21 protein-coding genes and 1 riboswitch are annotated in these 25,222 nt (G+C 75.6%); of the genes, 15 read left to right on the forward strand and 6 right to left on the reverse strand.

Going from position 1 to position 25,222, the window contains the following annotated elements; genetic code table 11:
* Position 1: 1 nt before the first annotated feature.
* Positions 2 to 898, forward strand: a complete 897-nt coding sequence (sucD, locus tag AC1050_RS12780; protein ID WP_482387763.1) for a succinate--CoA ligase subunit alpha — start codon at positions 2 to 4, stop codon at positions 896 to 898.
* A 247-nt stretch (positions 899 to 1,145) separates the two neighbouring features.
* The gene (locus AC1050_RS12785) at positions 1,146 to 2,453 is read left to right on the forward strand and encodes a cell division protein PerM (RefSeq protein WP_482387764.1); all 1,308 of its coding nucleotides are present in this window, start codon (positions 1,146 to 1,148) and stop codon (positions 2,451 to 2,453) included.
* Position 2,454: 1 nt separating this feature from the next.
* Here the strand turns inward: AC1050_RS12785 and AC1050_RS12790 are convergent, their stop codons facing one another.
* Positions 2,455 to 3,075: a hypothetical protein gene (locus tag AC1050_RS12790; protein WP_482387765.1), complete on the reverse strand. Its 621-nt coding sequence runs from the start codon at positions 3,073 to 3,075 to the stop codon at positions 2,455 to 2,457.
* Positions 3,076 to 3,127: 52 nt separating this feature from the next.
* Here AC1050_RS12790 and purN point away from each other — a divergent pair, with 52 nt between their 5' ends.
* The 4 genes from purN to AC1050_RS12810 all read left to right on the forward strand — a co-directional run bounded on the left by purN (position 3,128) and on the right by AC1050_RS12810 (position 10,890).
* Positions 3,128 to 3,787 carry a phosphoribosylglycinamide formyltransferase gene (gene purN / locus AC1050_RS12795; protein WP_482387766.1) on the forward strand — a complete coding sequence of 220 codons (660 nt, stop codon included), beginning with the start codon at positions 3,128 to 3,130 and terminating at the stop codon, positions 3,785 to 3,787.
* A gap of 6 nt (positions 3,788 to 3,793) precedes the next feature.
* Positions 3,794 to 3,885: riboswitch (ZMP/ZTP riboswitch) on the forward strand.
* Positions 3,886 to 3,935: 50 nt separating this feature from the next.
* Positions 3,936 to 5,570 (forward strand): bifunctional phosphoribosylaminoimidazolecarboxamide formyltransferase/IMP cyclohydrolase, encoded by a 1,635-nt coding sequence (gene purH, locus AC1050_RS12800; RefSeq protein WP_482387767.1) that lies wholly within the window; start codon positions 3,936 to 3,938, stop codon positions 5,568 to 5,570.
* Positions 5,571 to 5,802: 232 nt separating this feature from the next.
* Entirely contained in the window at positions 5,803 to 9,600 is a 3,798-nt protein-coding gene (pulA, locus tag AC1050_RS12805) for a pullulanase-type alpha-1,6-glucosidase (RefSeq protein WP_482387768.1), read from the forward strand.
* Positions 9,601 to 9,660: 60 nt separating this feature from the next.
* The gene (locus tag AC1050_RS12810) at positions 9,661 to 10,890 is read left to right on the forward strand and encodes an ROK family transcriptional regulator (RefSeq protein ID WP_482387769.1); all 1,230 of its coding nucleotides are present in this window, start codon (positions 9,661 to 9,663) and stop codon (positions 10,888 to 10,890) included.
* Here the strand turns inward: AC1050_RS12810 and AC1050_RS12815 are convergent.
* From AC1050_RS12815 to AC1050_RS12825, 3 genes are read right to left on the reverse strand one after another with little or no spacing between them, the layout of a single operon-like run.
* Complete coding sequence (locus AC1050_RS12815; RefSeq protein ID WP_482387770.1) at positions 10,883 to 11,848, reverse strand: NAD(P)-dependent alcohol dehydrogenase; 966 nt, start codon at positions 11,846 to 11,848, stop codon at positions 10,883 to 10,885. The two genes, AC1050_RS12810 and AC1050_RS12815, sit on opposite strands and share 8 nt — an antisense overlap.
* Positions 11,845 to 12,072: a helix-turn-helix transcriptional regulator gene (locus AC1050_RS12820; RefSeq protein WP_482387771.1), complete on the reverse strand. Its 228-nt coding sequence runs from the start codon at positions 12,070 to 12,072 to the stop codon at positions 11,845 to 11,847. Before AC1050_RS12820 ends, AC1050_RS12815 begins: the two co-directional genes overlap by 4 nt.
* Positions 12,066 to 12,491: a hypothetical protein gene (locus AC1050_RS12825; protein WP_482387772.1), complete on the reverse strand. Its 426-nt coding sequence runs from the start codon at positions 12,489 to 12,491 to the stop codon at positions 12,066 to 12,068. Before AC1050_RS12825 ends, AC1050_RS12820 begins: the two co-directional genes overlap by 7 nt.
* Positions 12,492 to 12,707: 216 nt before the next feature.
* Here AC1050_RS12825 and AC1050_RS12830 point away from each other — a divergent pair, with 216 nt between their 5' ends.
* The 7 genes from AC1050_RS12830 (at position 12,708) to AC1050_RS12860 (ending at position 20,640) form a co-directional block, all read left to right on the forward strand.
* Positions 12,708 to 14,066, forward strand: a complete 1,359-nt coding sequence (locus AC1050_RS12830) for an extracellular solute-binding protein (RefSeq protein WP_482387773.1) — start codon at positions 12,708 to 12,710, stop codon at positions 14,064 to 14,066.
* Positions 14,066 to 14,995 carry a carbohydrate ABC transporter permease gene (locus AC1050_RS12835; RefSeq protein ID WP_482387774.1) on the forward strand — a complete coding sequence of 310 codons (930 nt, stop codon included), beginning with the start codon at positions 14,066 to 14,068 and terminating at the stop codon, positions 14,993 to 14,995. The genes AC1050_RS12830 and AC1050_RS12835 overlap by 1 nt, the downstream gene beginning before the upstream one ends.
* Positions 14,995 to 15,903 carry a carbohydrate ABC transporter permease gene (locus AC1050_RS12840; protein ID WP_482387775.1) on the forward strand — a complete coding sequence of 303 codons (909 nt, stop codon included), beginning with the start codon at positions 14,995 to 14,997 and terminating at the stop codon, positions 15,901 to 15,903. Before AC1050_RS12835 ends, AC1050_RS12840 begins: the two co-directional genes overlap by 1 nt.
* 60 nt (positions 15,904 to 15,963) lie before the next feature.
* Entirely contained in the window at positions 15,964 to 19,062 is a 3,099-nt protein-coding gene (locus tag AC1050_RS12845; protein ID WP_482387776.1) for an alpha-mannosidase, read from the forward strand.
* A gap of 163 nt (positions 19,063 to 19,225) precedes the next feature.
* On the forward strand, positions 19,226 to 19,798 hold the full coding sequence (locus AC1050_RS12850; RefSeq protein WP_482387777.1) for a hypothetical protein: 573 nt from the start codon (positions 19,226 to 19,228) through the stop codon (positions 19,796 to 19,798).
* Between the two features lie 165 nt (positions 19,799 to 19,963).
* The gene (locus tag AC1050_RS12855) at positions 19,964 to 20,179 is read left to right on the forward strand and encodes a hypothetical protein (RefSeq protein ID WP_482387778.1); all 216 of its coding nucleotides are present in this window, start codon (positions 19,964 to 19,966) and stop codon (positions 20,177 to 20,179) included.
* Positions 20,180 to 20,235: 56 nt separating this feature from the next.
* Positions 20,236 to 20,640: a DUF4259 domain-containing protein gene (locus AC1050_RS12860; RefSeq protein ID WP_482387779.1), complete on the forward strand. Its 405-nt coding sequence runs from the start codon at positions 20,236 to 20,238 to the stop codon at positions 20,638 to 20,640.
* 55 nt (positions 20,641 to 20,695) lie between these two features.
* On the opposite strand, the gene AC1050_RS12865 is transcribed toward AC1050_RS12860, so the two are convergent.
* The gene (locus AC1050_RS12865) at positions 20,696 to 21,976 is read right to left on the reverse strand and encodes an FAD-dependent oxidoreductase (protein ID WP_482387780.1); all 1,281 of its coding nucleotides are present in this window, start codon (positions 21,974 to 21,976) and stop codon (positions 20,696 to 20,698) included.
* Between the two features lie 191 nt (positions 21,977 to 22,167).
* On the opposite strand from AC1050_RS12865, the gene AC1050_RS12870 reads away from it, so the two are divergent.
* The gene (locus AC1050_RS12870) at positions 22,168 to 22,572 is read left to right on the forward strand and encodes a DUF3017 domain-containing protein (RefSeq protein WP_482387781.1); all 405 of its coding nucleotides are present in this window, start codon (positions 22,168 to 22,170) and stop codon (positions 22,570 to 22,572) included.
* A gap of 95 nt (positions 22,573 to 22,667) precedes the next feature.
* Here AC1050_RS12870 and AC1050_RS12875 read toward each other — a convergent pair whose 3' ends face one another.
* Positions 22,668 to 23,741, reverse strand: coding sequence for an aquaporin (locus tag AC1050_RS12875; protein ID WP_482387782.1), 1,074 nt, complete (start codon positions 23,739 to 23,741; stop codon positions 22,668 to 22,670).
* Between the two features lie 231 nt (positions 23,742 to 23,972).
* Here AC1050_RS12875 and AC1050_RS12880 point away from each other — a divergent pair, with 231 nt between their 5' ends.
* Positions 23,973 to 25,190: an NADP-dependent isocitrate dehydrogenase gene (locus AC1050_RS12880; protein ID WP_482387783.1), complete on the forward strand. Its 1,218-nt coding sequence runs from the start codon at positions 23,973 to 23,975 to the stop codon at positions 25,188 to 25,190.
* Positions 25,191 to 25,222: the final 32 nt, after the last annotated feature.

Raw genomic sequence — 25,222 nt, forward strand, 5'->3', positions numbered from 1 at the left:
AATGGCGATCTTCCTGACCGCGGAGTCCAAGGTCATCGTGCAGGGCATGACCGGCTCCGAAGGCAGCAAGCACACCACCCGCATGCTCGCGGCGGGCACCACCGTCGTCGGCGGCGTCAACCCGCGCAAGGCGGGCACCAGCGTCGAGTTCCCGCGCGGCGACGGCTCCGGCCTGACCGTCGCGATCCCGGTGTTCGGCTCGGTGCAGCAGGCCGTCGAGGCCACCCGTGCCGACGTGTCGGTCATCTTCGTGCCGCCGGCCTTCACCAAGGCCGCCGTCATCGAGGCCGTCGACGCCGGCGTCCCGCTGATCGTGATCATCACCGAGGGCGTCCCGGTGGCCGACACCGCCGAGTTCTTCGCGTACGCACAGGCCAAGGGCGTGCGGCTGCTGGGCCCGAACTGCCCCGGCCTGATCAGCCCCGGGAAGTCCAACGTCGGCATCATCCCGTCGGACATCACCGGCCCGGGCCGCATCGGCCTGGTGTCCAAGTCCGGCACGCTGACCTACCAGATGATGTACGAGCTGCGGGACCTCGGGTTCTCGACGGCGGTCGGCATCGGCGGCGACCCGATCATCGGCACCACGCACATCGACGCCCTCGCGGCGTTCGAGGCGGACCCCGAGACCGACCTGATCGTGATGATCGGCGAGATCGGCGGCGACGCCGAGGAGCGGGCCGCCGCGTACATCAGCGAGCACGTCACCAAGCCGGTCGTCGGCTACGTGGCGGGCTTCACGGCGCCCGAGGGCAAGACGATGGGCCACGCCGGCGCCATCGTGTCGGGCTCCGCGGGCACCGCGCAGGCCAAGAAGGAGGCGCTCGAGGCCGCCGGGGTCAAGGTCGGCACCACGCCGACCGAGACGGCCGAGCTCGCCCGCGCGCTGCTCTCCTGACCCGACCCGCCCGGCCCCCGCGCCGAGCCCTCTCGCCGAGGTCGAGCGATCCCGCCGAGGTAGTGCGTCCTGACGCACTACCTCGGCGGTTCTGCTCGACCTCGGCGCCGTCGTGTGCGGGCCGGGGCGGGGCGGGGCCGGACGCGCGGGGCCGGACGCCCCGGGCCGGCGGCCCGTGGGGGACGCCACGCGCGGCGCGCCGGGGCGGGTCGGCCCGCATCGGCGCGGCGGCGGGGACGATGGACCGGTGAGCAGCACCCCCGGCACCCGCCCCGACGGACGCGGCTCCGGCGCGCCCGGCGGTCGCCCGCGCCGCCGCGTGCTGGACGACTCCGCGCCGCCGCGGTTCTTCGTCAGCGACCTGGACGGAGCGCCGCGCTGGGTCGGCGGCATGCTGGCCGGGCTGCAGGCGGCGCTGCTGTCGCTGCTGGTCGTGGTGCTGCCCGCCGTGGCGGCGTACGTGGCGACCTCCGCCGCCCCCGCCACGACCGGCGTCCCGTGGACCCGTGCCGTCTCCGTGGCCGCCGGGCTGTGGCTGCTCGGGCACGGCGTGCCGCTGACCACCGCCCCGAGCGTCACGCTGGTGCCGCTGGGGCTGACGGCGCTCGCGCTGTTCGGCTGCTACGCCTCCGCGCGCCGCTCGGGCTACGCCACCCGGTCCGCCTACGGCGCCGGCGTCGCCGCCTACGTCGGGGTCGTGCTGGTCACGGGCCTGTCGACGGGGGTGTCGCTGCTGCACCTGGGGGCCGGGCTGCTCGGCGCCGCGGTCGTCGCCGCGCTCGGGCTCGGCGCGGGGCTGCTGCGCCGGCCGGAGGCGCCCCGGCTGCGCGACGTGCTGGCCCCGGTGCAGGACCGGCTGCCCGCGCCGGTCGCGCACGGGGTCGCGGCCGGGACCGCGGCGCTGGCCACGCTCGTGCTGGCCGCCGCGCTGCTCGCCACCGTCTGGGTGGTCACGGGCCGCAGCGCGATCGCCGAGGTCGTGGGAGGCCTGCGCCTGGACGCGGTCGGCGGTGTCGTGCTCGCCCTCGCCGAGCTGGCCTACGTACCCACGCTCGTGCTCTGGGCGTTCGCGTGGCTGGCAGGGCCCGGGTTCGCCGTCGGGACGGGGACCGGGTTCAGCGTGCTCGAGGTCCAGGCGGGGGCGCTGCCGGCCGTGCCGCTGCTCGGCGCGCTGCCTGCCCCGGACGTCGCGGGCGGTGTGCTGGTGCTGGTGCCCGTCGTGACGGCGCTCGCGGGCGCCGTGGCGGCGCTGGTGCTGCGCCGGCGGCTGCGGACGGAGCGGGCGCTGGACCCGCTGGTCGCCGGCCTGGTGTGCGCGGCGACGGCGGGGCTCGGCGCGCTCGTGCTGGCCGCCCTGGCCCGCGGCGGCATCGGGCCGGGCCGGATGACCGAGCTCGGGCCGCAGCCGTTGCTGGTGGCCGTCGCGGTCGCCGCGGGCGTGCTGGTGGGTGCGCTGGTCGTGCTGCTGCCGGGTGACGCGCACGTGCGGGCCGCGGTGCGCCGGGTCGCCGGGCGGGCGCGCGACGGCGTCGTCGGGGCCGGCCGCCGGGGCTGAGTCAGCCCCGGCTCGCGCGGGACGTGAGCCGCTCGGTCAGGTCGTCCAGGCCGTCCCGGTACTCCCGCTCGCACGCGGCCTGCGCCGTCCGGGTCAGGGCGCCGTCCAGGCATGCCTGGCGGTCGGCGTCGACCGACCAGGTGGCCAGCGAGCCGAGGGACCCGACCAGCACCATGCCGGTCAGCAGCAGTCCTGCGGCGAGCATCGCGGGGAGCCCGCCGCGCAGCGGGGACCGGACCACCGCCCGGAGCGCGCGCACGCCCGTCACGGCCGCCCCGACCAGGAACGCGATCGCCGCGACCCGCCAGGGCAGCGGCAGCAGGGTGACCAGCACGCCGGCGACCAGCCAGACGCCGAACTGCCGGATCAGCCGCCCCACGCGCAGCAGCGTCTCCGGGTCCGGCGCGGGCGCTGGCTGGCCGGGGTGCGGCGGCCGCGGCGGGTGCGGGCCGGGCACGGGGTGCGGCGGGTGCGGCGGCTGCGGGCCGGGCGCCGGGTGCGGCGGCAGCGGGGGCGGGCCGGACGGGTCGACCGGGTCCGTGGGCCGGGCGCCCGTGCCGGACCGGTCCGCGGGGGCCGCGGGGGGCCGGTCGGCGGAGGGCGGGGCGTACGGGTTGCTCACCGGGCCATTCTCGCGCACCGGGGCCCGGACCGGGCCGTTAGGGTGTGCGCCCATGGCCGACCGCGCTCCCGACGCCCCGCCCTCCGCCGACCGCCCCGCGACCCGGACGGGCGGGCGCCTCGTGGTGCTGGTGTCCGGCGGGGGGACGAACCTGGCCGCGCTGCTGGCCGCGCACGCCGAGGCCGGCTACCCGGCGCGGGTCGTCGGCGTGGTGGCCGACCGGGCGTCGGCGGGCGGCCTGGACCTGGCGCGCGAGGCCGGCGTGCCGACGGCGGTGGTCGCGCCGGGCGACTTCCCGGACCGCGCCGCGTGGGACGCGGCGCTGGCCGAGGCGATCGGCGTGTTCCGGCCGGACCTGGTGGTCTCGGCCGGGTTCATGCGGATCCTCGGGGCGCCGGTGCTCGCGCGCTGGGACGGCCGGGTGGTCAACACGCACCCGGCGCTGCTGCCGTCGTTCCCCGGGGCGCACGCGGTCCGGGACGCCCTCGCGTACGGGGCCAAGGTCACCGGGAGCACGCTGCACGTGGTGGACGCGGGCGTCGACACCGGGCCCGTGATCGCCCAGGTCGCCGTGCCCGTGCAGGACGGCGACGACGAGGCGACGCTGCACGAGCGGATCAAGGTGGCCGAGCGGCGGCTGCTGGTCGACTGGGTCGGCCGGATCGTCGCGGGCGGCATGCGGGTCGAGGGGCGCGTCGTCACCGTCGGCTAGGCTCGGCAGGCGGGCCGTGACTGGCGAGAGGTGGAACTGACCACCGGGGAGCGACCCGCAGCAGTCCCGCCGACGCACCGATCGCCTGGGTGCAGGGTCCCGACACCGGCGCACCCCCCGTGGTGCCCTGACGACCCCGGAGGACGCCATGTCCCACGCCTCGCCGCCCCCGACGACGCCCGTCGCCGACCCGACGGCCGACGCCACCCGCCGCCCCGTCCGCCGGGCGCTGCTGTCCGTCTACGACAAGTCCGGCCTGGTCGAGCTCGCCACCGCCCTGCACGAGGCCGGCGTCGAGCTGGTCTCGACCGGGTCGACCGCCGCCACCGTCGCCGCCGCCGGGGTGCCGGTGACGCGGGTCGAGGACCTGACCGGGTTCCCCGAGTGCCTGGACGGCCGGGTCAAGACGCTGCACCCGCGCGTGCACGCCGGGATCCTCGCCGACACCCGGCGCCCGGAGCACCTCGCGCAGCTGGACGAGCTCGGCGTCGCGCCGTTCGAGCTGGTCGTGGTGAACCTCTACCCGTTCACGCAGACGGTGGCCTCCGGTGCGACCCCCGACGAGTGCGTCGAGCAGATCGACATCGGCGGGCCCTCGATGGTCCGCGCCGCGGCGAAGAACCACCCGAGCGTGGCCGTCGTCGTCGAGCCGGGGGCGTACGGCGCCGTGGTCGAGGCCGTCCGTGCCGGCGGGTTCACGCTGGCCGAGCGCACCCGGCTCGCCGCGCAGGCGTTCGTGCACACCGCGACCTACGACGTCGCGGTGGCGTCCTGGATGGGCAGCGTCGCGTCCAGCACCGACGAGGTCGACGGCGTCGCCACCGGGTTCCCCGCCTGGGTGGGCGCCACGTGGGAGCGCGCCGACGTGCTGCGGTACGGCGAGAACCCGCACCAGCGCGCCGCCGTGTACACCCAGGGCCACGGCACGGCCGGGCTCGCGCAGGCGACGCAGCTGCACGGCAAGGCCATGAGCTACAACAACTACGTCGACGCGGACGCCGCCTGGCGCGCGGCGCACGACCACGACGGCCCGGCGGTGGCGATCATCAAGCACGCCAACCCGTGCGGCATCGCGGTCGGCGCGGACATCGCCGACGCCCACGCCCGGGCGCACGCCTGCGACCCGGTCTCGGCGTTCGGCGGCGTCATCGCGGCCAACGGCGTCGTCACCCTGGCCGCGGCGGAGCAGATCGCCGAGGTGTTCACCGAGGTCGTCGTCGCGCCGGGCTACGAGCCCGCGGCGCTCGAGGTGCTGCAGCGCAAGAAGAACATCCGCCTGCTGACCGTCGAGGGCGCGCCGTCCGCGGCCGTGGAGCTGCGCCCGATCAGCGGCGGCCTGCTCATGCAGCAGGTCGACCGGGTGGACGCCCCCGGGGACGACCCGGCCACGTGGACGCTGGCGGCGGGGGAGGCCGCCGACGCGGCGACCCTCACCGACCTGGCCTTCGCGTGGCGGGCCGTGCGCGCGGTGAAGTCGAACGCGATCCTCCTGGCGGACGGCGGCGCCTCGGTCGGCGTCGGCATGGGCCAGGTCAACCGGGTCGACTCCTGCCGCCTGGCGGTGGAGCGCGCGAACTCCGGCGACACGGAGCGGGCACGCGGGGCGGTGGCGGCCTCGGACGCGTTCTTCCCGTTCGCCGACGGCCTGCAGGTGCTGCTCGACGCCAGGGTCCGCGCGGTGGTCCAGCCCGGCGGCTCCGTCCGCGACGAGGAGGTCGTCGCCGCGGCCGCCGCGGCCGGCGTCACGCTCTACCTGACGGGCACCCGGCACTTCGCGCACTGACGCGCCGGGCACCGGGACCGCGCCCGGACTCCTCGCGCACGGGACCCGCCGGTCCGCACGCGCCCTCGATCCGTCGGGCGGCGTGCTGCGGGCCGGCGGGTCTCGTCGTCCCCGGGACCCGGGACCCGGGACCCAGGACCGGCACCGAGGTCGAGGGGCGTTGCCGCAAGTTTCTGCAAGCCGATACAGTCGCTGGCAGCCGCGCTGATGCACACCGACGATGGAGTCCCTGATGCCGCACGCCCGACTGCGCCCTGCCCGGTCACCCCGGCCGGCGCGCCGTCTCCTCGCCCTGACCGCCACCGCCGCGCTGCTCCTGGGCGGCGCCGCCACCGCCGGCGCCGTGCCGGCCGCCGACGGACCGCCCGGTGCCGTGGCCGCACCCGGGTCCGCGCCCGATCCCGCAGCGGACCCGGTCCGGGTCGCCGCGGCCGACCCGCTCGCCGCCACCTCGGTGTCCGTCCCCGGGACGCACGACCTCGCGATCGGCTGCGACGCCGACCGGCAACCCGACTGCCCCGCGAACCAGCTGACCGAGCGCCCCGACGGCGTCTGGGAGGGCACCCTCACGCTGCCGCCCGGCGACTACGCGTACCGGGTCGCGCTCGACGGCACCGGGGACGTGGCGTACGGCGCGGGCGGGGTGCTCGGCGGCCCCGAGGTCGCGTACACCGTCCCGGGGAGCGCCCCGGTCCCGGTCACGTTCTACTGGGACCCGGTGTCCGGGGACTTCCAGAACACCGCGCAGGGGCCGGTCGTCACGCTGCCCGGGTCCTTCCAGGCGGCGGTCGGCTGCCCGGCGGACTGGGCGCCGGACTGCCTGGCCACCTGGGCGAAGGACCCGGACGGCGACGGGATCTACACGTGGGCGACCACCGCGATCCCGGCGGGCTCGTACCAGGTCAAGGCCGCCCACGGGCTGTCGTGGGCGGAGAACTACGGCCAGGGAGGGACGTTGGACGGCGCGAACCACACGTTCAGCACGCAGGACGGCGAGCAGGTCGCCTTCCGCTACGACGTCGCGACGCACCTGCTCCAGGTCGACGTGGCGAACCCGCCCCTGCCCGGCGCGGGCACGCAGTCCGCGCACTGGGTCCGCGACGACCTGGTGGCCTGGCCGCGCGACCTGCTGGCCGGTGCCGACCCCGCGGCGCTGACCTGGACGCTGCACCACGCGCCCGACGGCGGGCTGGCCGTCGCGGACGGCGCCGTCACCGCGCCCGCGGGTGGCGGCACCCTGGCCCTGACCCGCGACCCGGCCGGGCTGCCCGCCGACGTGCTCGCCGACTTCCCGGCGCTCGCGGACGCGGTCGCGCTCCGGCTGGATCCTGCCGACGCGGCCCGCGCCGGCGACCTGCTGACGGGCGAGGTCCAGGTGGCCCAGGCCGACGGCTCCACGCTGACGGCCGTCACCGGCGTGCAGGTGCCCGGCGTGCTGGACGACCTGTACCCGGCCGCGACAGAGGCCGCCCTGGGCACCACCTGGGCCGGCGGTGCGCCGACGTTCCGGCTGTGGGCGCCGACGGCGCGCGCGGTCACGCTGCTGCGCTGGGCGCCCGGCGCCGACCTCGCGACCGCACCGGAGCGGGTGGCCGCCGAGCGGGCCGCCGACGGCACCTGGTCGGTCGTCGGCGACGCCGGCTGGTCCGGCGTGCGCTACCGCTACGAGGTGGAGGTCGTCGTGCCGTCGACCGGCGCCGTCGAGACCAACGTGGTCACCGACCCGTACGCCGTCGCTCTCACCCTGAACTCGACGCACGCGGTCGCGGTGGACCTGGCCGACCCGGCGTTCCGGCCCGCGCTGTGGGCGGACACCCCGGCCCCCGTCGTCGAGCGCGCGGTGGACCACACGATCTACGAGCTGCACGTCCGGGACTTCTCGATCGGCGACGCCGGCGTGCCCGAGGCCGAGCGGGGCACGTACCTCGCCTTCGCCCGTGACTCCGACGGCACCCGGCGCCTGCGCGCGCTGGCCGACGCCGGCCTGACCACGGTGCACCTGCTGCCCACGTTCGACATCGCCTCCATCGAGGAGGACCGGGACGCCCAGCTCGAGCCCGCGGGGGACCTGGCGTCGTACGCGCCGGACTCCGACCAGCAGCAGGCGGCCGTGGACGCGGTGCGCGCGGGGGACGGTTTCAACTGGGGCTACGACCCGTGGCACTTCACGGCGCCCGAGGGCTCCTACGCGGTGGACGCCGACGGCGGTGCGCGGGTCGCGGAGTTCCGGACCATGGTCGGCGCGCTGCACGACATGGGCCTCGGGGTGGTGCTGGACCAGGTCTTCAACCACACCGCCGCCAGCGGGCAGGACGCGAGGTCGGTCCTGGACCGGGTCGTGCCCGGGTACTACCACCGGCTGGACGGCACCGGCCAGGTGCAGACCAGCACCTGCTGCCAGAACGTCGCGACCGAGCACGCCATGGCCGAGAAGCTCATGGTCGACTCGGTCGTCACCTGGGCCCGCGACTACCGGGTCGACGGGTTCCGGTTCGACCTGATGGGTCACCACTCCCGCGCCAACATGCTCGCGGTCCGCGCAGCGCTGGACGAGCTGACGCTCGCGGCGGACGGCGTCGACGGCTCGGCGGTGTACCTGTACGGCGAGGGCTGGGACTTCGGCGAGGTCGCCGGGAACGCGCTGTTCGAGCAGGCGACGCAGGGGCAGCTGGGCGGCACCGGGATCGGCACGTTCTCCGACCGGCTCCGCGACGCCGTGCACGGCGGGTCGCCCGTCGACGGCGCGACCGTGTTCCAGCAGGGCTACGGGACCGGCCTGGCCACCGACCCCAACGGGCAGCCGGCGCGCACCGGGGACCCGGGCACGGTCAACGCGGGCACCGCGGCCGAGTTCGCGGAGCTCGGGCACGCCACCGACCTGGTACGGCTGGGGCTGACCGGGAACCTGCGCGACTACGTGCTGCCGACGTCCACGGGCGAGCGGCTGCGCGGCGACCAGATCGACTACCGCGGGGCGCCCGCCGGGTACGCCGACTCCCCGGAGGAGGTGGTCAGCTACGTCGACGCCCACGACAACGAGACCCTGTTCGACCTGCTGACCCTCAAGCTGCCGCAGGCCACGAGCATGGACGACCGGATCCGGATGAACACGCTGTCGCTGGCCACGGCGGCGCTGGCGCAGACGCCGGTGCTCTGGCACGCCGGCACCGACCAGCTGCGGTCCAAGTCGCTGGACCGGAACAGCTACGACTCGGGCGACTGGTTCAACGTGCTCGACTGGTCCGGCCAGGACAACGGCTTCGGCCGCGGCCTGCCCGGTGCCTGGGACAACGCCGACACGTGGGACCTGATGCGCCCGCTGCTGGCGGACGCCGCCCTCAAGCCGACGGCCGCCGACATCGCGACGGCCCGCACGGCGTCGGAGGAGCTGCTGCGGCTGCGGTTCTCCACCCCGCTGTTCCGGCTGGGCGACGCCGAGCAGATCCGGCAGAAGGTGACCTTCCCCGACGCGGGCGCGGACGCGACGCCGGGGGTGATCGTCATGCAGGTCGACGACACCGTCGGCCCGGACGCCGACCCGGCCCTGGACGGCCTGCTGACGGTGTTCAACGCCTCGCCCGAGGCCGTCACGCAGCAGCTGCCCGCGCTCGCGGGCCGCGGGTACGCGCTGTCGTCCGTGCAGGCGGACGGCGCGGACGACGTGGTGCGCGGGACGACCTGGGACGCCGCGTCCGGCACGCTGACGGTGCCGGCGCGGACCGTGGCCGTGCTGGTCGAGCCGCAGGCCACCGCCCCGACGGAGCCCGTGGACCCGGTGGACCCCGTGCTGCCCGCGCCGGTCGACCCGGGCGCGCCGGGCGATCCGGGTGCACCCGGGTCGCCGGCGGGCCCCGACGCTGGCGCGCAGGCCGCCGCCGACGGCACCGGGACGCGCGGCGGCGTGCTGGCGACGACCGGCGCCCACCTGCTGCTCGGCCTGCTCGCGGCGCTCGCCGCGGTCGCGGCCGGTGCCGCCCTGGTGCACGCGCGCCGGGGGTCCCGGGGGCGGGCCGTGCGCGGTCGGCCATAATGCACGCACCCGGCTGCGTCGCACCGCTGCGCCGCGGCGGCCGGCCGACGGGAGGGTGACATGCGTCGCGGGACCAACCTGCCGCGGATGGGCGACTTCAACCAGACAGTCGTCCTGGACGTGATCCGGCGTGCCGGCGGCGGCCTGGCCCGCGCCGAGGTCGCGCGCCGGACCGGGCTGTCCCCGCAGACCGTGACCAACGTGGCGCGCCGCCTGCTCGACCTCGGCCTGGTGGTCGAGGAGGGCGAGGCGGCGCGCCGCGGGCCCGGTCGCCCCGGCACGCTGCTGCGGCTGAGCGCCCCCAGCCGGTACGCCGTCGGGGTGCACCTGGACCCCGCGACGATGACCTTCGTGCTGCTGGACCTGTCCGGCGCGGTGGTCGCGCAGGCGCAGGTGCCGACCCCGCTCCCGGAGGACCCGGATGCCGTGGTCGACGGGCTGGTGGCCGAGATCGAGGGCCTGATCGCGGCCGCCGGGATCGAGCGGGAGCGGGTGCTCGGCGTCGGCATCGCCGCGCCCGGGCCGATCGACGTCGAGGGCGGCGTCGTGGTGGACCCGCCGCACCTGCCCGGCTGGCACCTGGTCTCGCTGCGGGACGCCGTCGCCGAGCGCACCGGCCTGCGCGCCGTGCTCGACAAGGACGTGATCGCCGCGGCGAGCGCCCACCTGTGGCACCCCGGTGAGCACGCGTCGGACTTCGTGTTCTTCTACCTCGGCACCGGGGTCGCGGTGGCCACCGTCCTGCGGGACGAGGTGGTGCGCGGCGTCTCCGGCAACGCGGGGGAGTCCGGCCACCTGGTCGCGGACCCGGAGGGTGCGCGCTGCTGGTGCGGGCGCCGCGGCTGCCTCGGCGCGGTGCTGCGGGCCGAGGCGCTCGCGGAGCAGGGCCGGGCCGCGGGCGTCGCGCTGCCGGACTGGGGCGACGGCTCCGACCCGCGCGCGGTGGACGAGGCGGTGACGGCGCTGTGCGCCGCGGCCGACGCCGGCGACGCGGGCGCCCGGGAGGTGCTGCAGCTCGCCGGGCGCCGCGTCGGGATGGCCGCGGGGGTGCTCACCGACCTGCTCGACGTGCCCGCCGTGCTGGTGGGCGGCCCGCTCTGGGACCGGGTGGCCCCGCACGCGGCCGACGCGCTCGCCGCGGAGGTCGCGGCGCACCCGGTGCCGGGCGGGCACGCGGTGACCGTGGCGTCGTCGGCGTTCGGGCCCCAGGTCGGTGCCGTCGGGGCCGGCTGCATCCTGCTGGGCCGGGCGTTCACCCCGCGGCCGACGGACCTGCTGCTGGTCAGCTGAGCGTCAGCACGACCTTGCCCCGCGCCGCGCCCGAGGCGACGTGGTCGATCGCGGCCGCGACCTCGTCGAGCGGGTAGCTGCGCTCGACCACGGGCGTCAGGGAGCCGTCGGCGAGGAGCTCCCGCAGCCGCTCCAGGTCCGCCGCGTTGTCCCGGGACACCACGCTGACCAGCCGCTGGCGGAGGAACGGGCTGAGCAGCACGGCACGGAGCTGCCGGACGACGCCGCCGCCCAGCACGTCGCCGCCGCCCTCGGCGCCGACCAGGGCCAGCGACCCCCGCGGTGCGAGCGGCCGGCGCAGCTCGCGCAGCGGGTACAGCCCCCCCGTCACCACGACGGCGTCGTACCCCGTGCCCCACGCCGCCCGGTCGGCGTAGTCGACCACGGCGTCGGCGCCGAGTCCGGCGACCACCTCCTGCTTGCCCGCCGACGTCGCCGCGGTCACCCGCGCCCCGGCCAGCACCGCGAGCCGCACCACCAGCGACCCCACCCCGCCGCCCGCGCCCAGCACCAGCACGCGCGACCCGGCGGCGACGCGCGCCGACCGCAGCGCGTGCAGCGCGGTCGTGCCGGCGGTCGGCACCGCGGCGGCCGAGGCCATCGGCACGCCGTCCGGGACCCGGGCGAGCGTCCGCTCCCGGGTGACGGCCCGCTGCGCGAACGCCGCCGGAGCGGTGCCGAACACCGCGTCGCCGACCCGCAGGCCGGTCACGTCCGGCCCGACCGCCGCCACCGTGCCGGCCAGGTCGCGCCCGATCCCCGGTTCGCGGGGACGGCGCGGCCCGAAGGCGAGGCGGGCGACCGACGGCAGCCCGGTCATCAGGTGCCAGTCCGCCATGTTCACCCCGCCGACCGCGCAGTCGACGAGCACCTGGTCGCCCGTCGGCACCGGGTCGTCCCGGTCGACCACCCGCAGCACCGACGTGTCGCCGTACCGCTCCCGCACCACTGCCCTCATCGCGCACCGCCGTCCGGCTCGTAGGTGAACACCTGGTCGATCGGGCGCCCGAGCGCGGCCGCGATCTGGAACGCCAGCTCGAGCGAGGGGGAGTACCGCCCCTGCTCGACGGCGATGACGGTCTGCCGGGTCACGCCCAGCTGCTCGGCGAGCTGGGCCTGGGTCAGCCCGCGCTCGGTGCGGAGCACCCGGATGCGGTTGGTGACCGCCGTCGGCCTCACCACGGGCCCACCCCGCGGCGGAACGCCACCAGGCGGGCGACCGACGACAGCACGGCCGACAGCACGAACCCGAGGTACAGCACGTTCGCGATCCAGAAGTGGTCCGCCTCCAGCAGTGCGAGCGCCAGCGCGCCGACGCCGCCCAGCACGAGGAACGACTGGCCCACGTGCTCGCCCATCCGCTCGATCGCCTGCTCGCGCTCGTCGCCGACCGCCCGGTCGCGGGAGGTCGCCCCGAGCACGATCCCCGCGAGGATCCCGGCCGCCACGGCAGCGCCGACCGTGGCCAGCAGCGGCCCCGCGTACGCGACGCCGGTGAGCGGGCCGCCGTCGGCGCGGGTCAGGACCACGGCGACGTAGACGGCGTACCCGAGCACGGCGATCACGCCGTACGCCCACGTGTTCTTCTCCCGGTAGGACATGCCACCCGCCTCCGATGTCAAAGATGTTTGACATCGACGCTAGGGCTCGCTACGGCGGATGTCAAACATCTTTGACATCTGCAGCGGCGCGGCGGCGGCGTCACGGTTGCGTCACGACCCGGGCGGGGCTCTTGACAGCAATTCATCCAGACGTTGTAGTTATCGAGTCCGGGCAGTGCCGCCCGTCGACCGTGCACGTGGAGCAAAGGAGCATCCATGCGTCTGCAGAAGTCCGCCATCGCGTCCGGGGCCGTCCTCGCACTCGGCCTCACGGCCGCCTGCGGCAGCGGCGGGGGAGACACCGCCGGCGACGACACGACGATCACCGTGGCCTACCAGAAGACCGCGCAGTTCGTGCAGCTCGACGACCTGCTGCAGAAGGCCAAGTCGGAGTACGAGGCCGCCAACGAGGGCATGACGGTCGACCTGGTCGCGATCGAGGCCGAGCAGGACCAGTACTTCACCAAGCTGGCGCTGATGAACGGGTCGCCGGACACGGCGCCGGACGTCATCTACGAGGACACCTTCCAGATCCGGTCCGACGCGGCCGCGGGGTACCTGCAGCCGATCGACGAGTACGTCGAGGCGTGGGAGGACTGGGAGCAGTTCCCGGAGACCGCGCGCGAGGCCGGCCTGGGCGACGACGGCCAGGTCTACGGCGTCTCGATGGGCACCGACACCCGCGGGATCTACTACAACAAGGAGCTGTTCGCGCAGGCCGGGCTGCCGGAGGACTGGCAGCCGGAGACCTGGGACGACATCCTCGAGGCCGCGCGCACGATCAAGGCCGAGCTGCCGGACGTCACCCCGATCAACGTCTACGCGGGCAAGGCGGCCGGCGAGGCGACCACGATGCAGGGCTTCGAGATGCTGCTGTACGGCACCGACGACGAGCTCTACGACGCGGACTCGCAGAAGTGGATCACCGGGTCGCAGGGCTTCACCGACTCGCTCGCGTTCCTCGAGACGATCTACGGCGAGGGGCTCGCGCCGTCGCTCGACGTCGCGCTGGACGCGTCGGTCGGCGCGCGGGTGGCCACCGAGCTGCTGCCGCAGGGCAAGCTCGCGATGGCCGTCGACGGCTCGTGGCTGCCCGGCGGCTGGATCACCGGCGACAACGCGTGGCCCGAGTGGGAGCAGACCCTGGGCATGGCCGCGATGCCGACGCAGGACGGGCAGGAGCCCGGCTTCACGTCGATGTCCGGCGGCTGGACGCTCGCGGTCGGTGCGCACGCCGGTGACCCGCAGGCCGCGTTCGACTTCATCGCCACGGCGCTGAATCGCGAGAACTCGCTGAAGTACGACACCGAGAACAGCCAGATCGCGGTGCGCACGGACGTGGCGGAGGACCCGGAGTACCTGGGCTACAACCCGTCGTTCGAGTTCTTCAGCTCGCTGGTCGAGTACACGCACTTCCGCCCGGCCACGCCGGACTACTCGCAGATCTCGTCCAACATCCAGGTCGCCGCCGAGGCGGTGGCCACGGGGCAGGCGACGGCGGAGGAGGCGGCCGCGGCGTACGACGAGGGCCTGCTGTCCATCGTCGGCGACGACGGCACGCAGGCCGCCGGCTGATGTCGTCGGCCACCCTCGACCGGCCGGTGGCGGGCGGCGGCCTCCGCCGTCCCCGCCGCCGGCCCGGCCGGACCGCGCTGCGGCTGCTGCCGCTGGCCCCCGCGGTCGTGCTCATGCTGGTGTTCCTGGCCGGGCCGGTGCTGTGGTCGTTCTACGGCTCCCTCACCAACCAGGCGCTGACCGGGTACCGGGCCGCCAACCCGGAGTTCATCGGGCTGGACAACTACGCCGCGCTGCTCACCGACGACGGGTTCTGGAAGGCCGTCGTGCTGACCGTCGTGTTCGTCGGCGCCTCCGCGGTGATCGGCCAGAACGTGCTCGGCATGGCGCTCGCGCTGCTGCTGCGCGCCACGTCGGCGGGCGTCCGGGGCGTGGTGTCGGCGATCGTCGTCGTCGCGTGGGTGCTGCCGGAGATCGTCGCGGCGTTCGCGCTCTACGCGTTCTTCTCCACCGACGGCACCCTGAACAACGTGCTCGGCTGGTTCGGGCTCACCGGTCCGACGTGGCTGATCTCGGCGCCGATGCTCGCCGTGGTCCTGGCGAACATCTGGCGCGGCACGGCGTTCTCGATGATGGTCTACGGGGCGGCGCTGTCCGAGGTGCCGCCCGAGATCTCCGAGGCCGCGGCGATCGACGGCGCGACCGGCCCGCAGCGGTTCTTCCGGATCACCGTGCCGATGATCCGCCGGTCGATCTCGACCAACCTCATGCTGACGACGCTGCAGACGCTGGCGGTGTTCACCCTGATCTGGGTGATGACCGGCGGCGGGCCCGGCACCGACTCGTCCACGCTGCCGGTCCTGGCCTACCAGGAGGCGTTCAAGTTCGCCCAGGTCGGCTACGGCACCGCCATCGCGACCGTCACCCTGCTGGTCGGCGCCGTGTTCTCCATCGTGTACATCCGCGTGCTCAAGCCGGAGGTCGACTGATGACCGCGCTCACCGCCCCGACGGCGCCCGTCGCGACGACGGCCCGCCGGGCCCGCAAGGACCGGCGCGTCCCGTCCGTCGCCGCACCCCGGCGCCGGACCGGCCGGGTGCTGGTCGCGGCCGCCCTGGTCGTGACCGGCATCGCGTTCCTGGTCCCGCTCGCGTGGATCGTGCTCGCGGCGCTCGACCCCGCCGCGACCGTGTCCGTGCGGCTGCCGGAGTCGGTCACCACCGACAACTTCACGCAGATCCTCACCTGGGAGGCGACGTTCCGGCCGCTGTGGAACTCCACGGTCATCTCGGCCGGCACGGCGGTGCTCACGGTGCTGGCCTCCGTGCTCGCGGCGTACCCGCTGTCCCGCTACCAGATGCGATTCCGCAAGCCGTTCCTCTACTCGATCCTGTTCGGCACCTGCCTGCCGATCACCGCGATGATGGTGCCGGTCTACGCGCTGTTCGTGTACCTGGGCCTGCTGGACTCCGTGCCCGGGACGATCTTCTTCCTGGCCGCGACGTCGCTGCCGATGGCCATCTGGATGACCAAGAACTTCATGGACTCCGTCCCGGTGTCCCTGGAGGAGGCCGCCTGGGTGGACGGCGCGGGGTCGATGACGGCGCTGCGCCGGATCGTGGTGCCGCTGATGCGCCAGGGGATCGCCGTGGTGTTCATCTTCGTGTTCACGCAGGCGTGGGGGAACTTCTTCGTCCCGTTCGTGCTGCTGTTCTCGCCCGACAACCAGCCCGCGGCCGTGGCCATCTACAGCTTCTTCGGCACCTACGGGACCGTCGCGTACGGCCGGCTGGCCGCGTTCTCGATCCTCTACTCCGTCCCCGTCCTGGTGCTCTACCTGCTCGTGCAGCGGTTCTCCGGGGGCTCGTTCGCCATGTCCGGAGCCGTCAAGGGCTGAGGCCCGGCGCACCCGTCCCCGCCCGACCCGACCCGCCCGCCACCCACCGGAGGTCCCTCCATGCCCGTCGACCCGTCCGCCCTCGTCCTCCAGCGCGTGCAGCGGTTCGTGCACGAGCGGCTCACCCCGGCCCTCGTCGCGGCCCGCGCCCCGCTGACCGTCACCGCCTGGACCGTGCCGGGCGCCGAGGGGATGCCGGGCGAGCCGGTCCCGTTCGCCGAGGCCGCCGGGCAGGAGTACGCCCCGGCACCGCTCGGCACGCCGTGGGGCGCGCCGTGGAGCACCACGTGGTTCCGGATGACCGGCGCCGTGCCCGACGGCTGGCTCGGGTCCGCGGAGGTCGCGGCGGGCCGGCACGCGGTGGAGCTGGCGATCGACCTCGGGTTCACCACGACCCAGCCGGGGTTCCAGGCGGAGGGCCTGGTGCTGCGGCCCGACGGCGTCGCGCTGAAGGGGCTGTCCCCGCGCAATCAGGCCGTGCCGTGGGGTGAGGCGACGGTCGACGTCTACGTCGAGGCCGCGGGCAACCCCGACGTCGGCAGCAGCACCTGGTACGGGCCGACGTCGCTCGGCGACCCGCGCACCGCGGGCGACGAGCCGCTGTACGCGCTGCGCTCCGCCGAGGTGGTGCTGCGCGACGTCGAGGTCTGGGAGCTCTGGCAGGACCTGCTGACCGTGCAGGGGCTGGTCGAGGTCGGCGACCCCGGCTCCACCCGGTACGCCCGGGCGCTGCGGGCGCTGGACCTGGTGGTGGACGCGATCGACCCGTTCGACGTGGCCGGGACCGCTGCCGCCGGCCGCGCCGTGCTGCGGCCCGTGCTCGATGTGCCCGCGACCGCGGGCGGCCACCGGGTGCTCGCCACGGGGCACGCGCACATCGACTCGGCGTGGCTGTGGCCGGCGCGCGAGACGGTGCGCAAGTGCTCCCGCACGTTCGCGAGCGTGGTCGCGCTGATGGACGAGCGCGAGGACTTCGTGTTCGCCTGCTCGTCCGCGCAGCAGTACGCGTGGGTGGCCGAGCGGCACCCGGAGCTGTTCGAGCGGATCCGCGCCAAGGTCGCGGGCGGCCAGTTCGTCCCGGTCGGCGGGATGTGGGTCGAGTCCGACACCAACATGCCGGGCGGCGAGGCGCTGGCGCGGCAGATGGTCGAGGGCAAGCGGTACTTCCTGGAGGAGTTCGGCCACGAGACGCAGGACGTGTGGCTGCCCGACTCGTTCGGGTACACCGGTGCGCTGCCGCAGATCGTCCGGGCCGCGGGCTCGCGGTGGTTCCTGTCCCAGAAGCTGTCCTGGAACGACACCAACCGGATGCCGCACCACACCTTCCACTGGGAGGGCATCGACGGGTCCCGGGTGCTCGCGCACTTCCCGCCGGTCGACACCTACAACTCCGACCTGTCGCCGCGCGAGCTCGCGCACGCCGAGCGCGAGTTCCGGGACAAGGACGTCGCCACCGAGTCGCTCGTGCCGTTCGGCTGGGGCGACGGCGGCGGCGGCCCGACCCGGGAGATGCTCGCGGCGGCCGACCGCGCCCGCTCGCTCGCGGGCCTGCCCGAGGTCGAGCTCGGCTCGCCGGACGACTTCTTCGCGCGCGCCGAGACCGAGCTCGCGGACAGCGCCGCGGCGGGGTCCGGGGAGCCGGCGGTCTGGTCGGGGGAGATGTACCTGGAGTACCACCGCGGCACCTACACCTCGCAGGCCCGGACCAAGCGTGGCAACCGGCGCAGCGAGCACCTGCTGCGGGAGGCGGAGCTGTGGGCGGCGACCGCCGCGGTCCGTGCGGGCTCCGCCTACCCGGCCGAGGAGATCCGCGCGCTCTGGCGGGTCGTGCTGCTGCACCAGTTCCACGACATCCTGCCCGGGTCGTCCATCGGCTGGGTCTACCGGCAGGCCGAGGAGGCGTACGCCGACGTCGAGCGGCGCGCGGAGGCCGTGATCGGCGCGGCGCTCGCGGCCCTGGCCGGCGAGGGCGACGGCACGGTCCGGCTGAACGCCGCGCCGCACGCCCGCGACGGCGTCCCCGCGCTGGGCGGTGCGCTCGCGACGGACTCCGCCGCGGCCGCCGGGACCGTCGAGGTGCTGCGCGCCGACGACGGCACGCTGCGGGTGCGCACGGACGCCCTCGACGTCCGGCTGACGGCCGGCGGTCAGCTCGCCTCCGTCCGCGACCTGGTGGCCGACCGCGAGGCCGTCGCGCCCGGGCACCTGGCCAACCTGCTGCAGGTGCACCGCGACGTGCCGCGGCAGTGGGACGCCTGGGACATCGACGCCGAGTACCGGCGCACCGTGCAGGACCTGCTCGACGCCGACGCGGTGGAGGTCGTCGCCGAGAAACCCGACCGGGCCGTCGTCCGCACCTCGCGGACCGTCGGCGACTCGACGATCGTGCAGGAGCTGACGTTCCGGCCCGGCACCCGCGTGGTCGAGATCGTCACCGAGGTCGACTGGCACGAGCGGCAGCGGCTGCTCAAGCTCGCGTTCGGGCTGGACGTGCACGCCGACCGGTCCGCCGCCGAGACGCAGTTCGGGCACGTGCTCCGGCCCACCCACACCAACACCTCCTGGGACGCCGCCCGGTACGAGATCTGCGCGCACCGCTGGCTGCACGTCGGCGAGCCGGGCTACGGCGTCGCGGTGGCCAACGACGCCACCTACGGGCACGACGTCACCCGGACCAGCACCGAGGGCGGCGGGACCGCGACCGTCGTGCGGCAGTCGCTGCTGCGTGCGCCGCTGTTCCCGGACCCCGAGGCCGACCAGGGCCGGCACCGGTTCGTCACCACCCTGCACGTCGGCGCGGGCATCCCCGAGGCCGTCGTGGACGGCTACCGGGCCAACCTGCCGGTGCGGGAGGTGCGCGGCGCCCGGGGTGTCGAGCCGCTGGTGGCCGTCGCCGGGGACGGCGTGGTGGTCGAGGCCGTGAAGCTGGCCGACGACGGGTCCGGCGACGTGGTGGTGCGGCTGTACGAGGCGCACGGGAGCCGGGCGCGCGCCACGGTCACGCCCGGGTTCGACGCCGCCGGGGTCACCGAGGTGGACCTGCTGGAGCGCGAGGTCCCGGCGCGCGCGGTGCGCGGCCGGGCCGACGGTGCGGACGGTGCCGTGACCCTCGAGGTCCGGCCGTTCCAGCTGGTGACGCTGCGGCTGCGGCGGGGGTGAGCGGGGGCAGGCGGGTCCCGGGCGATGCGGGACCTATGGCTCCGGCCCGGGGCCCGCGAGCACGGACAGCGTCCCGGGCATGGTGGTCCTCATGCTCTCCCCGCCCGTTGGCCTTCCACGTATCGAGGAAGTAGACACACGTTCTGTGAAACGCCCTGCGGCAGTGCTCTCGCCGTTCATCCGGTCGGACGCTCTCGGTGCGCTGCTCGCCGAGCTGTTCCTGCATCCCGACGCGGAGCTCTCGATCTCCGAGCTGGCCCGCCGTGCGGGTGTCGGGGTGTCGCTCGCGCACAAGGAGGTGGGCCGGCTCCTCCAGGACGACGTCGTCCGCGACCGCCGGGACGGGAACAACCGGCTGGTCCGCGTGAACCCGGAGCACCCGCTGTTCGAGCCGATGCGCGAGATCGTCGCGGCCGCCTACGGCCCGGTCCCGGTCCTGCGGGAGCTGCTCGACGGCGTCGACGGGGTGCAGGAGGCCCACCTCTACGGTTCCTGGGCGGCACGCCGCTCGGGGGAGCCCGGGCGCTTCCCCCGCGACGTCGACGTGCTCGTCGTCGGCACCACCGCGCGCTCGACGCTGGCGGAGCTCGGTGCAGCGGCGCGGGAGCGGCTCGGTGTCGAGGTCAACGTGCACCGCACCGACCCGGGCTCGTGGGCACGTCCTGACGGCAACCCGTTCCTCGAGACGGTGCTGGCCCGTCCGCGGGTGACGGTGGTCGAGTCCCGCGGTGGCTGAGCCGTGGTGGGACCCGAACGTCGCCGGGATCGCGTACCTGGTCGGCTCCGGTCGTGTCGAGCGCGTGACGCCGAGCGTGGAGCGCGCGCGGTTCCTGGTCGCCGAGGCACGACGGCACCTGGCCTCGCCCGGACCCTGGCGACCACGACCGACACGTCGCACGCGGTGCTGCTCGACGCCGTGCGTCCGCAGTTCCCCGGGCACAAGCCCGTCCTGCAGGCGTTCGACTGGATGCGGGCGACGAGGAACGCCACGGAGTACCCGGACGCCGACCGGCCGACGGCATCCGAGCAGGACGTCGCCGAGTCGATGCCGGAGGCCACCGCGATCGTCGACCTCGTCGAGGCGTTCCTCGCGGCGTTCGCCGAGCACCGGCCCTGACACCCGGATCCGCTGTGCCCGTGGACGCCGGCGTGCGCGCGGCTAGGGTCGGGGGCATGGGCACCTGGGGCGCGGGACCGTTCGACAACGACGGGGTGCGGGACCTCCTCGACACGATCCGGACGGGTGGGTTCACGTTCGCCGGCCTCGACCCGTCCGTCGAGGACGACGAGTACGTGGACGCCGACGGCGGCCAGGCCGTGCTCGCGCTGGTCGAGCTGGCGCTCGCGGTGCACGGCCGGCCGCACGCACCGGTGCCGGACGAGGGGGACGTGCTGGCCGCGTTCGCGCCGCACCTGACGCCGGACCGCACCCGCTGGCTGGTGGAGCAGTCGGAGCGGGTGCTCGCGGACCCCGACACCTCCGAGCTCTACGAGCTGTGGACCGAGCCCGGCGCCGACGCGTGGCGCGAGCAGGCGCTCGCCTCGGCGGCGCGGCTGCGGGCGGTCGTCGAGGCCTGACGCGCTCCTCCCGACCGGCCCGCTCGGCCCAGTCGGCCCCGCCGGTCCAGCCGGTTCAGCCGGCGACGGTGCGGGGCAGCGGGACCGCGGGGTCGACGGCGCGCTCGCGGTCCAGCTCCGGCAGCGCCGCACCGGCGAAGAGCCGCCGGGCGCCGCCGACGTCGCGCGGCCGGTCGACGGTGAAAGCCGCCGTCAGGGTGCCCGAGCCGGGCCGGAACCACAGCGCCGTCCAGCCGTCGTCGCCGGCGGGATCCCCGCGCAGCAGCACGTCGTCGCCGGCGCCCGGGACCCCGTACAGCGCGAGCTCGTGTCCGAGCTGCGTCGAGAACACGTACGGCGCGAGGTCCGGTTCCGCCGGCTCGCCGCCCAGCAGGCCGGCGACGGCCACCGCGGGTCCGCGCAGCGCCGCGTCCCAGTGCCCGCCGGACACCCACCCGTGCCGCGCGGACCGGCGCCGGGCGGTGTCGCCGACCACTCGGACCCGCCACGGGCCGTCGACGGGTGCGTGCCGCTCGTCCACCCGGACGGAGCCGTCGGGGTCGAGCGGCAGGGCACCGGCGAGCCACCCGGTGGCCGGCCGCGCGCCGACCGCCGCGAGCACGACGTCGGCCGGCAGCACGGTGCCGTCGGCGAGCGTCACCGCGTCGGATTCGACGGCCGCGACCGGGACGCCGGTGCTCAGGCGCACGCCGGCACGGGCGTACCAGGGTGCGGTGAGCGCGCCGACCCGCGAGCCGAGCGCGGTGCCGAGCGGCGCCTCGCGCGCCTCGACCACCACGACGTCCACCCCCGCGGCGGCGGCACCGGTGGCGACCTCGGCCCCGACCCAGCCCGCGCCGACCACGACGAGACGGCGCCCGGGTGCCAGCTCGGCGCGCAGCCGCGCCGCGTCGGCGGCGGTGTGCAGGGTGCGCGCAGCGGCCCACGCGGGCGGACGCACCGCGCCGGCCCCGGTGGCGACGACGACCGCGTCGGCCGCGACCACCCCCTGCGCGGTGCGGACCCGCACGCCGGCGTCGTCGACCTCGAGCCCGGTGGCCGGGTCGGCCAGCCGCACCTCGTCGGCGAGGGCGAGCGCGTCCGTCCCGAGCTCGTCGGCGAGCCAGGCGGGGGCCGGGCGGTCGAGCAGGTGCTTGGACAGCGGCGGCCGGTCGTACGGGGCGACGCCCTCGGCGCCGAGCACCGTGAGGTGCCCCGTGAAGCCCTGGGCGCGCAGCTCCAGCACGGTGCGCGCGCCGGCCAGCCCGGCACCCGCCACCACCACCGAGCGCACCGGCGGGACGGACGCGGTGGTCAGCGGGTCGGAGGACACGGGCGGACGACCAGGAGCAGGCACCCGGTCACCGTAGCCCGCGGTGGCCGGTACCCGCGGTGGCCGGTACCCGCGGTGACCGGGGCCCGCGGTGACCGGAGCCCGCGACCGCCGGCCGGTCCGGTGCCCGGGTGGCGGGCGGTAACCTCGGGGGAGCCGGCGACCGCCGCCGACGCGGGCCCGACCGGGCCGCGCACCTGCCGCCGAGGAGCCGCGTGAGCCAGGACGAGCCGACCGCGGGGCCGCCGTCCGCCGCGCCGACCCAGCCGGTCCCGGCGGCGCCGATCCCCCTGACGGACGAGCGGTTCGACGCCGACGGGCGACCCCTGGACCCCCGCGCGATCGCCCGGGCGTCGCTCGCCGCCGACCGCAACTGGTCCCTCTGGGTCGTCGCGGGCGCGACGCTGTTCTGCGTCGCCCTCGCGCTCGCCGCGGGCACGCCGGTCGGCGCGCTCGCCCTCGCGGGCTTCCTCGCGTGCTGCGCGGTCGTGCGCGCGGTCGTCCGGCGGGCGCCGAGCGCCCTGGTGGTGCGCAGCCGGCCGGTCGACGTGCTGGCCCTGGCCGGCCTGGCGCTGACCATCGGGGTGCTGTCCCAGGTCGTGCCGACGCCGCTGCCCTGACCGGGCGGCGCCCCCGGCCCGGGGACGACGCAGGGGCGGTGACCCGGTCGGGTCACCGCCCCTGCGAGGGTGCGTGGCGCGGGGCGCCGGCGGCGTCAGCGCGCCGGGTGCACCTCGACCTCGACCTCGTCGATCTCGAGGTCCTCGTCCAGGACGTCGTCCTCGGACGGGTTCGTGGCGAACGCGCGGTAGAGCAGGCCGGCCAGGGCGGCGCCGACCAGCGGTGCGACCCAGAACACCCAGAGCTGGCTCCAGGCCCAGGACTCGGAGAAGATCGCCGCGGCCGTGGCACGCGCCGGGTTCAGCGCACCGCCGGTGACCGGGTACGCCAGCAGCGCACCGAAGGCGATGGTCAGGCCGATGGCGAACGCCGCCTGCTTGCGCGGTCCGCGGCGGTCGGTCGCACCCAGGTAGACGCCGACGAGGATCGCCGCGAGGACGCCCTCGATCAGCAGCGCCGCGACGAGCTCGAAGCCGCCGCCGCCCGTGGACTGGGCGATCGGGGAGTGCGCCTCGTAGCCGTTGGCCGTGCCGCTGAAGAACGTGCGCTCGTTGTCGGCCAGCGCCTCCAGCGACGTCGTGGTGACGAACAGGATCGCCGACGCGATCGCACCGCCGACCAGCTGGGCGATCCAGTACAGCGGGACGTGCAGCCACGGGGTGCGGCCGGCCACCGCGGCGCCGAGCGTGATCGCCGGGTTGAAGTGCCCGCCGGACACGTGGGACACGGCGAGGAACGCGGCGACCGCACCGAAGCCGAAGCCGAGCGCGATGCCGATGACGCCCGCGCCGGTGATCGACGCGAAGAGCGCGGAGCCGAGCGCGGCGAACAGCACGACGAAGGTGCCGAACAGCTCGGCGCCGAGGCGCGCACCGACGGACGGGCCGGTGAGCCGCGCGCGCACGGCCTCGATCTCGACGTCCTCACCGATGTCGGTTCCGGTGCCGGTGCCGTAGCCGTCGGCGGCGCCGTAGCCGACCGGCACGGCGGCCGGGGCCGGGGCCGCGGCGGGAGCCGGCGCGGCGGTGGGGGCCGGCGCGCTCGCCGGGGCGGGCGCGGGCGCGGCGGAGCCGGCGGGCGGCGCGGACGGCGTCGGCGTCACGGGGGTGCCGGGCGTCGAGGGGGCGCCCTGCTGCGGCTCGGTGGGCTCGGGCTTGTCCTGGGACATGTTCATCCGTTCGTCCGGGTGCGGTGGTGGGCGCGGGGTCCGCGGTGAGGCGGCGGCGTCCGCGCCGGTGCGGCCCCGGTGGCGACGCGGTCACCGCCCGGGGTCGGGCACAACTGACCAGCATGCCAGTGATGGCTGTGCGGCGCCTGGACCGGGCGCGACGGCCTGCGACGTCCTGCGACAGCACCGCGCGGCCCGCGAAGTCTCTCGACGTCAAGTAATCTGGCGCCCATGGCGAAGATCAAGGTGGTTGGACCGGTCGTCGAGCTCGACGGTGACGAGATGACACGGATCATCTGGCAGTTCATCAAGGACCGCCTGATCCATCCGTACCTGGACGTGGACCTGCGCTACTACGACCTGTCGATCGAGAACCGCGACGCGACGGACGACCAGGTCACGGTCGACGCGGCGCACGCGATCCTCGAGCACGGCGTCGGCGTGAAGTGCGCGACGATCACGCCCGACGAGGCCCGGGTGGAGGAGTTCGGCCTCAAGAAGATGTGGCGTTCCCCGAACGGGACGATCCGCAACATCCTCGGCGGCGTGGTGTTCCGCGAGCCGATCATCATCAGCAACATCCCGCGGTTGGTCCCGGGCTGGAACAAGCCGATCATCATCGGCCGCCACGCCCACGGCGACCAGTACAAGGCGACCGACTTCGTGGTCCAGGGCGCGGGCACGCTGACCCTGACCTTCACCCCGGAGGACGGCTCCGAGCCGATCCGCCAGGAGGTCGTGACCTACCCCGACCGCGGCGGCGTGGCCATGGCGATGTACAACTTCGACGAGTCGATCCGCGACTTCGCGCGGGCCTCGTTCGCGTACGGCCTGCAGCGCAAGTACCCGGTGTACCTGTCCACCAAGAACACGATCCTCAAGGCCTACGACGGCCGGTTCAAGGACCTGTTCCAGGAGGTCTTCGACGCCGAGTACGCCGCGGCGTTCGCCGAGGCCGGCCTGACCTACGAGCACCGCCTCATCGACGACATGGTCGCCTCGGCCATGAAGTGGGAGGGCGGCTACGTCTGGGCCTGCAAGAACTACGACGGCGACGTGCAGTCCGACACCGTCGCGCAGGGCTTCGGCTCGCTCGGCCTGATGACCTCCGTCCTCATGACCCCCGACGGCCAGACCGTCGAGGCCGAGGCCGCGCACGGCACGGTGACCCGGCACTACCGCCAGCACCAGGCCGGCAAGCCGACGTCGACCAACCCGATCGCGTCGATCTTCGCGTGGACGGGCGGGCTCAAGCACCGCGGCAAGCTGGACCAGACCCCCGAGGTCACCCAGTTCGCCGAGACGCTCGAGGACGTCGTCATCAAGACGGTCGAGAGCGGCAAGATGACCAAGGACCTCGCGCTGCTGGTCGGCCCGGAGCAGGAGTGGCTGACGACCGAGGACTTCCTCGCGGCGCTCGACGAGAACCTGGCCGCGCGCCTGGGCTGACCCGGACCCGCACGCCTGGCGAGGGCCGCCAC

This window comes from Cellulomonas sp. NEAU-ZC6 (assembly GCF_056844425.1).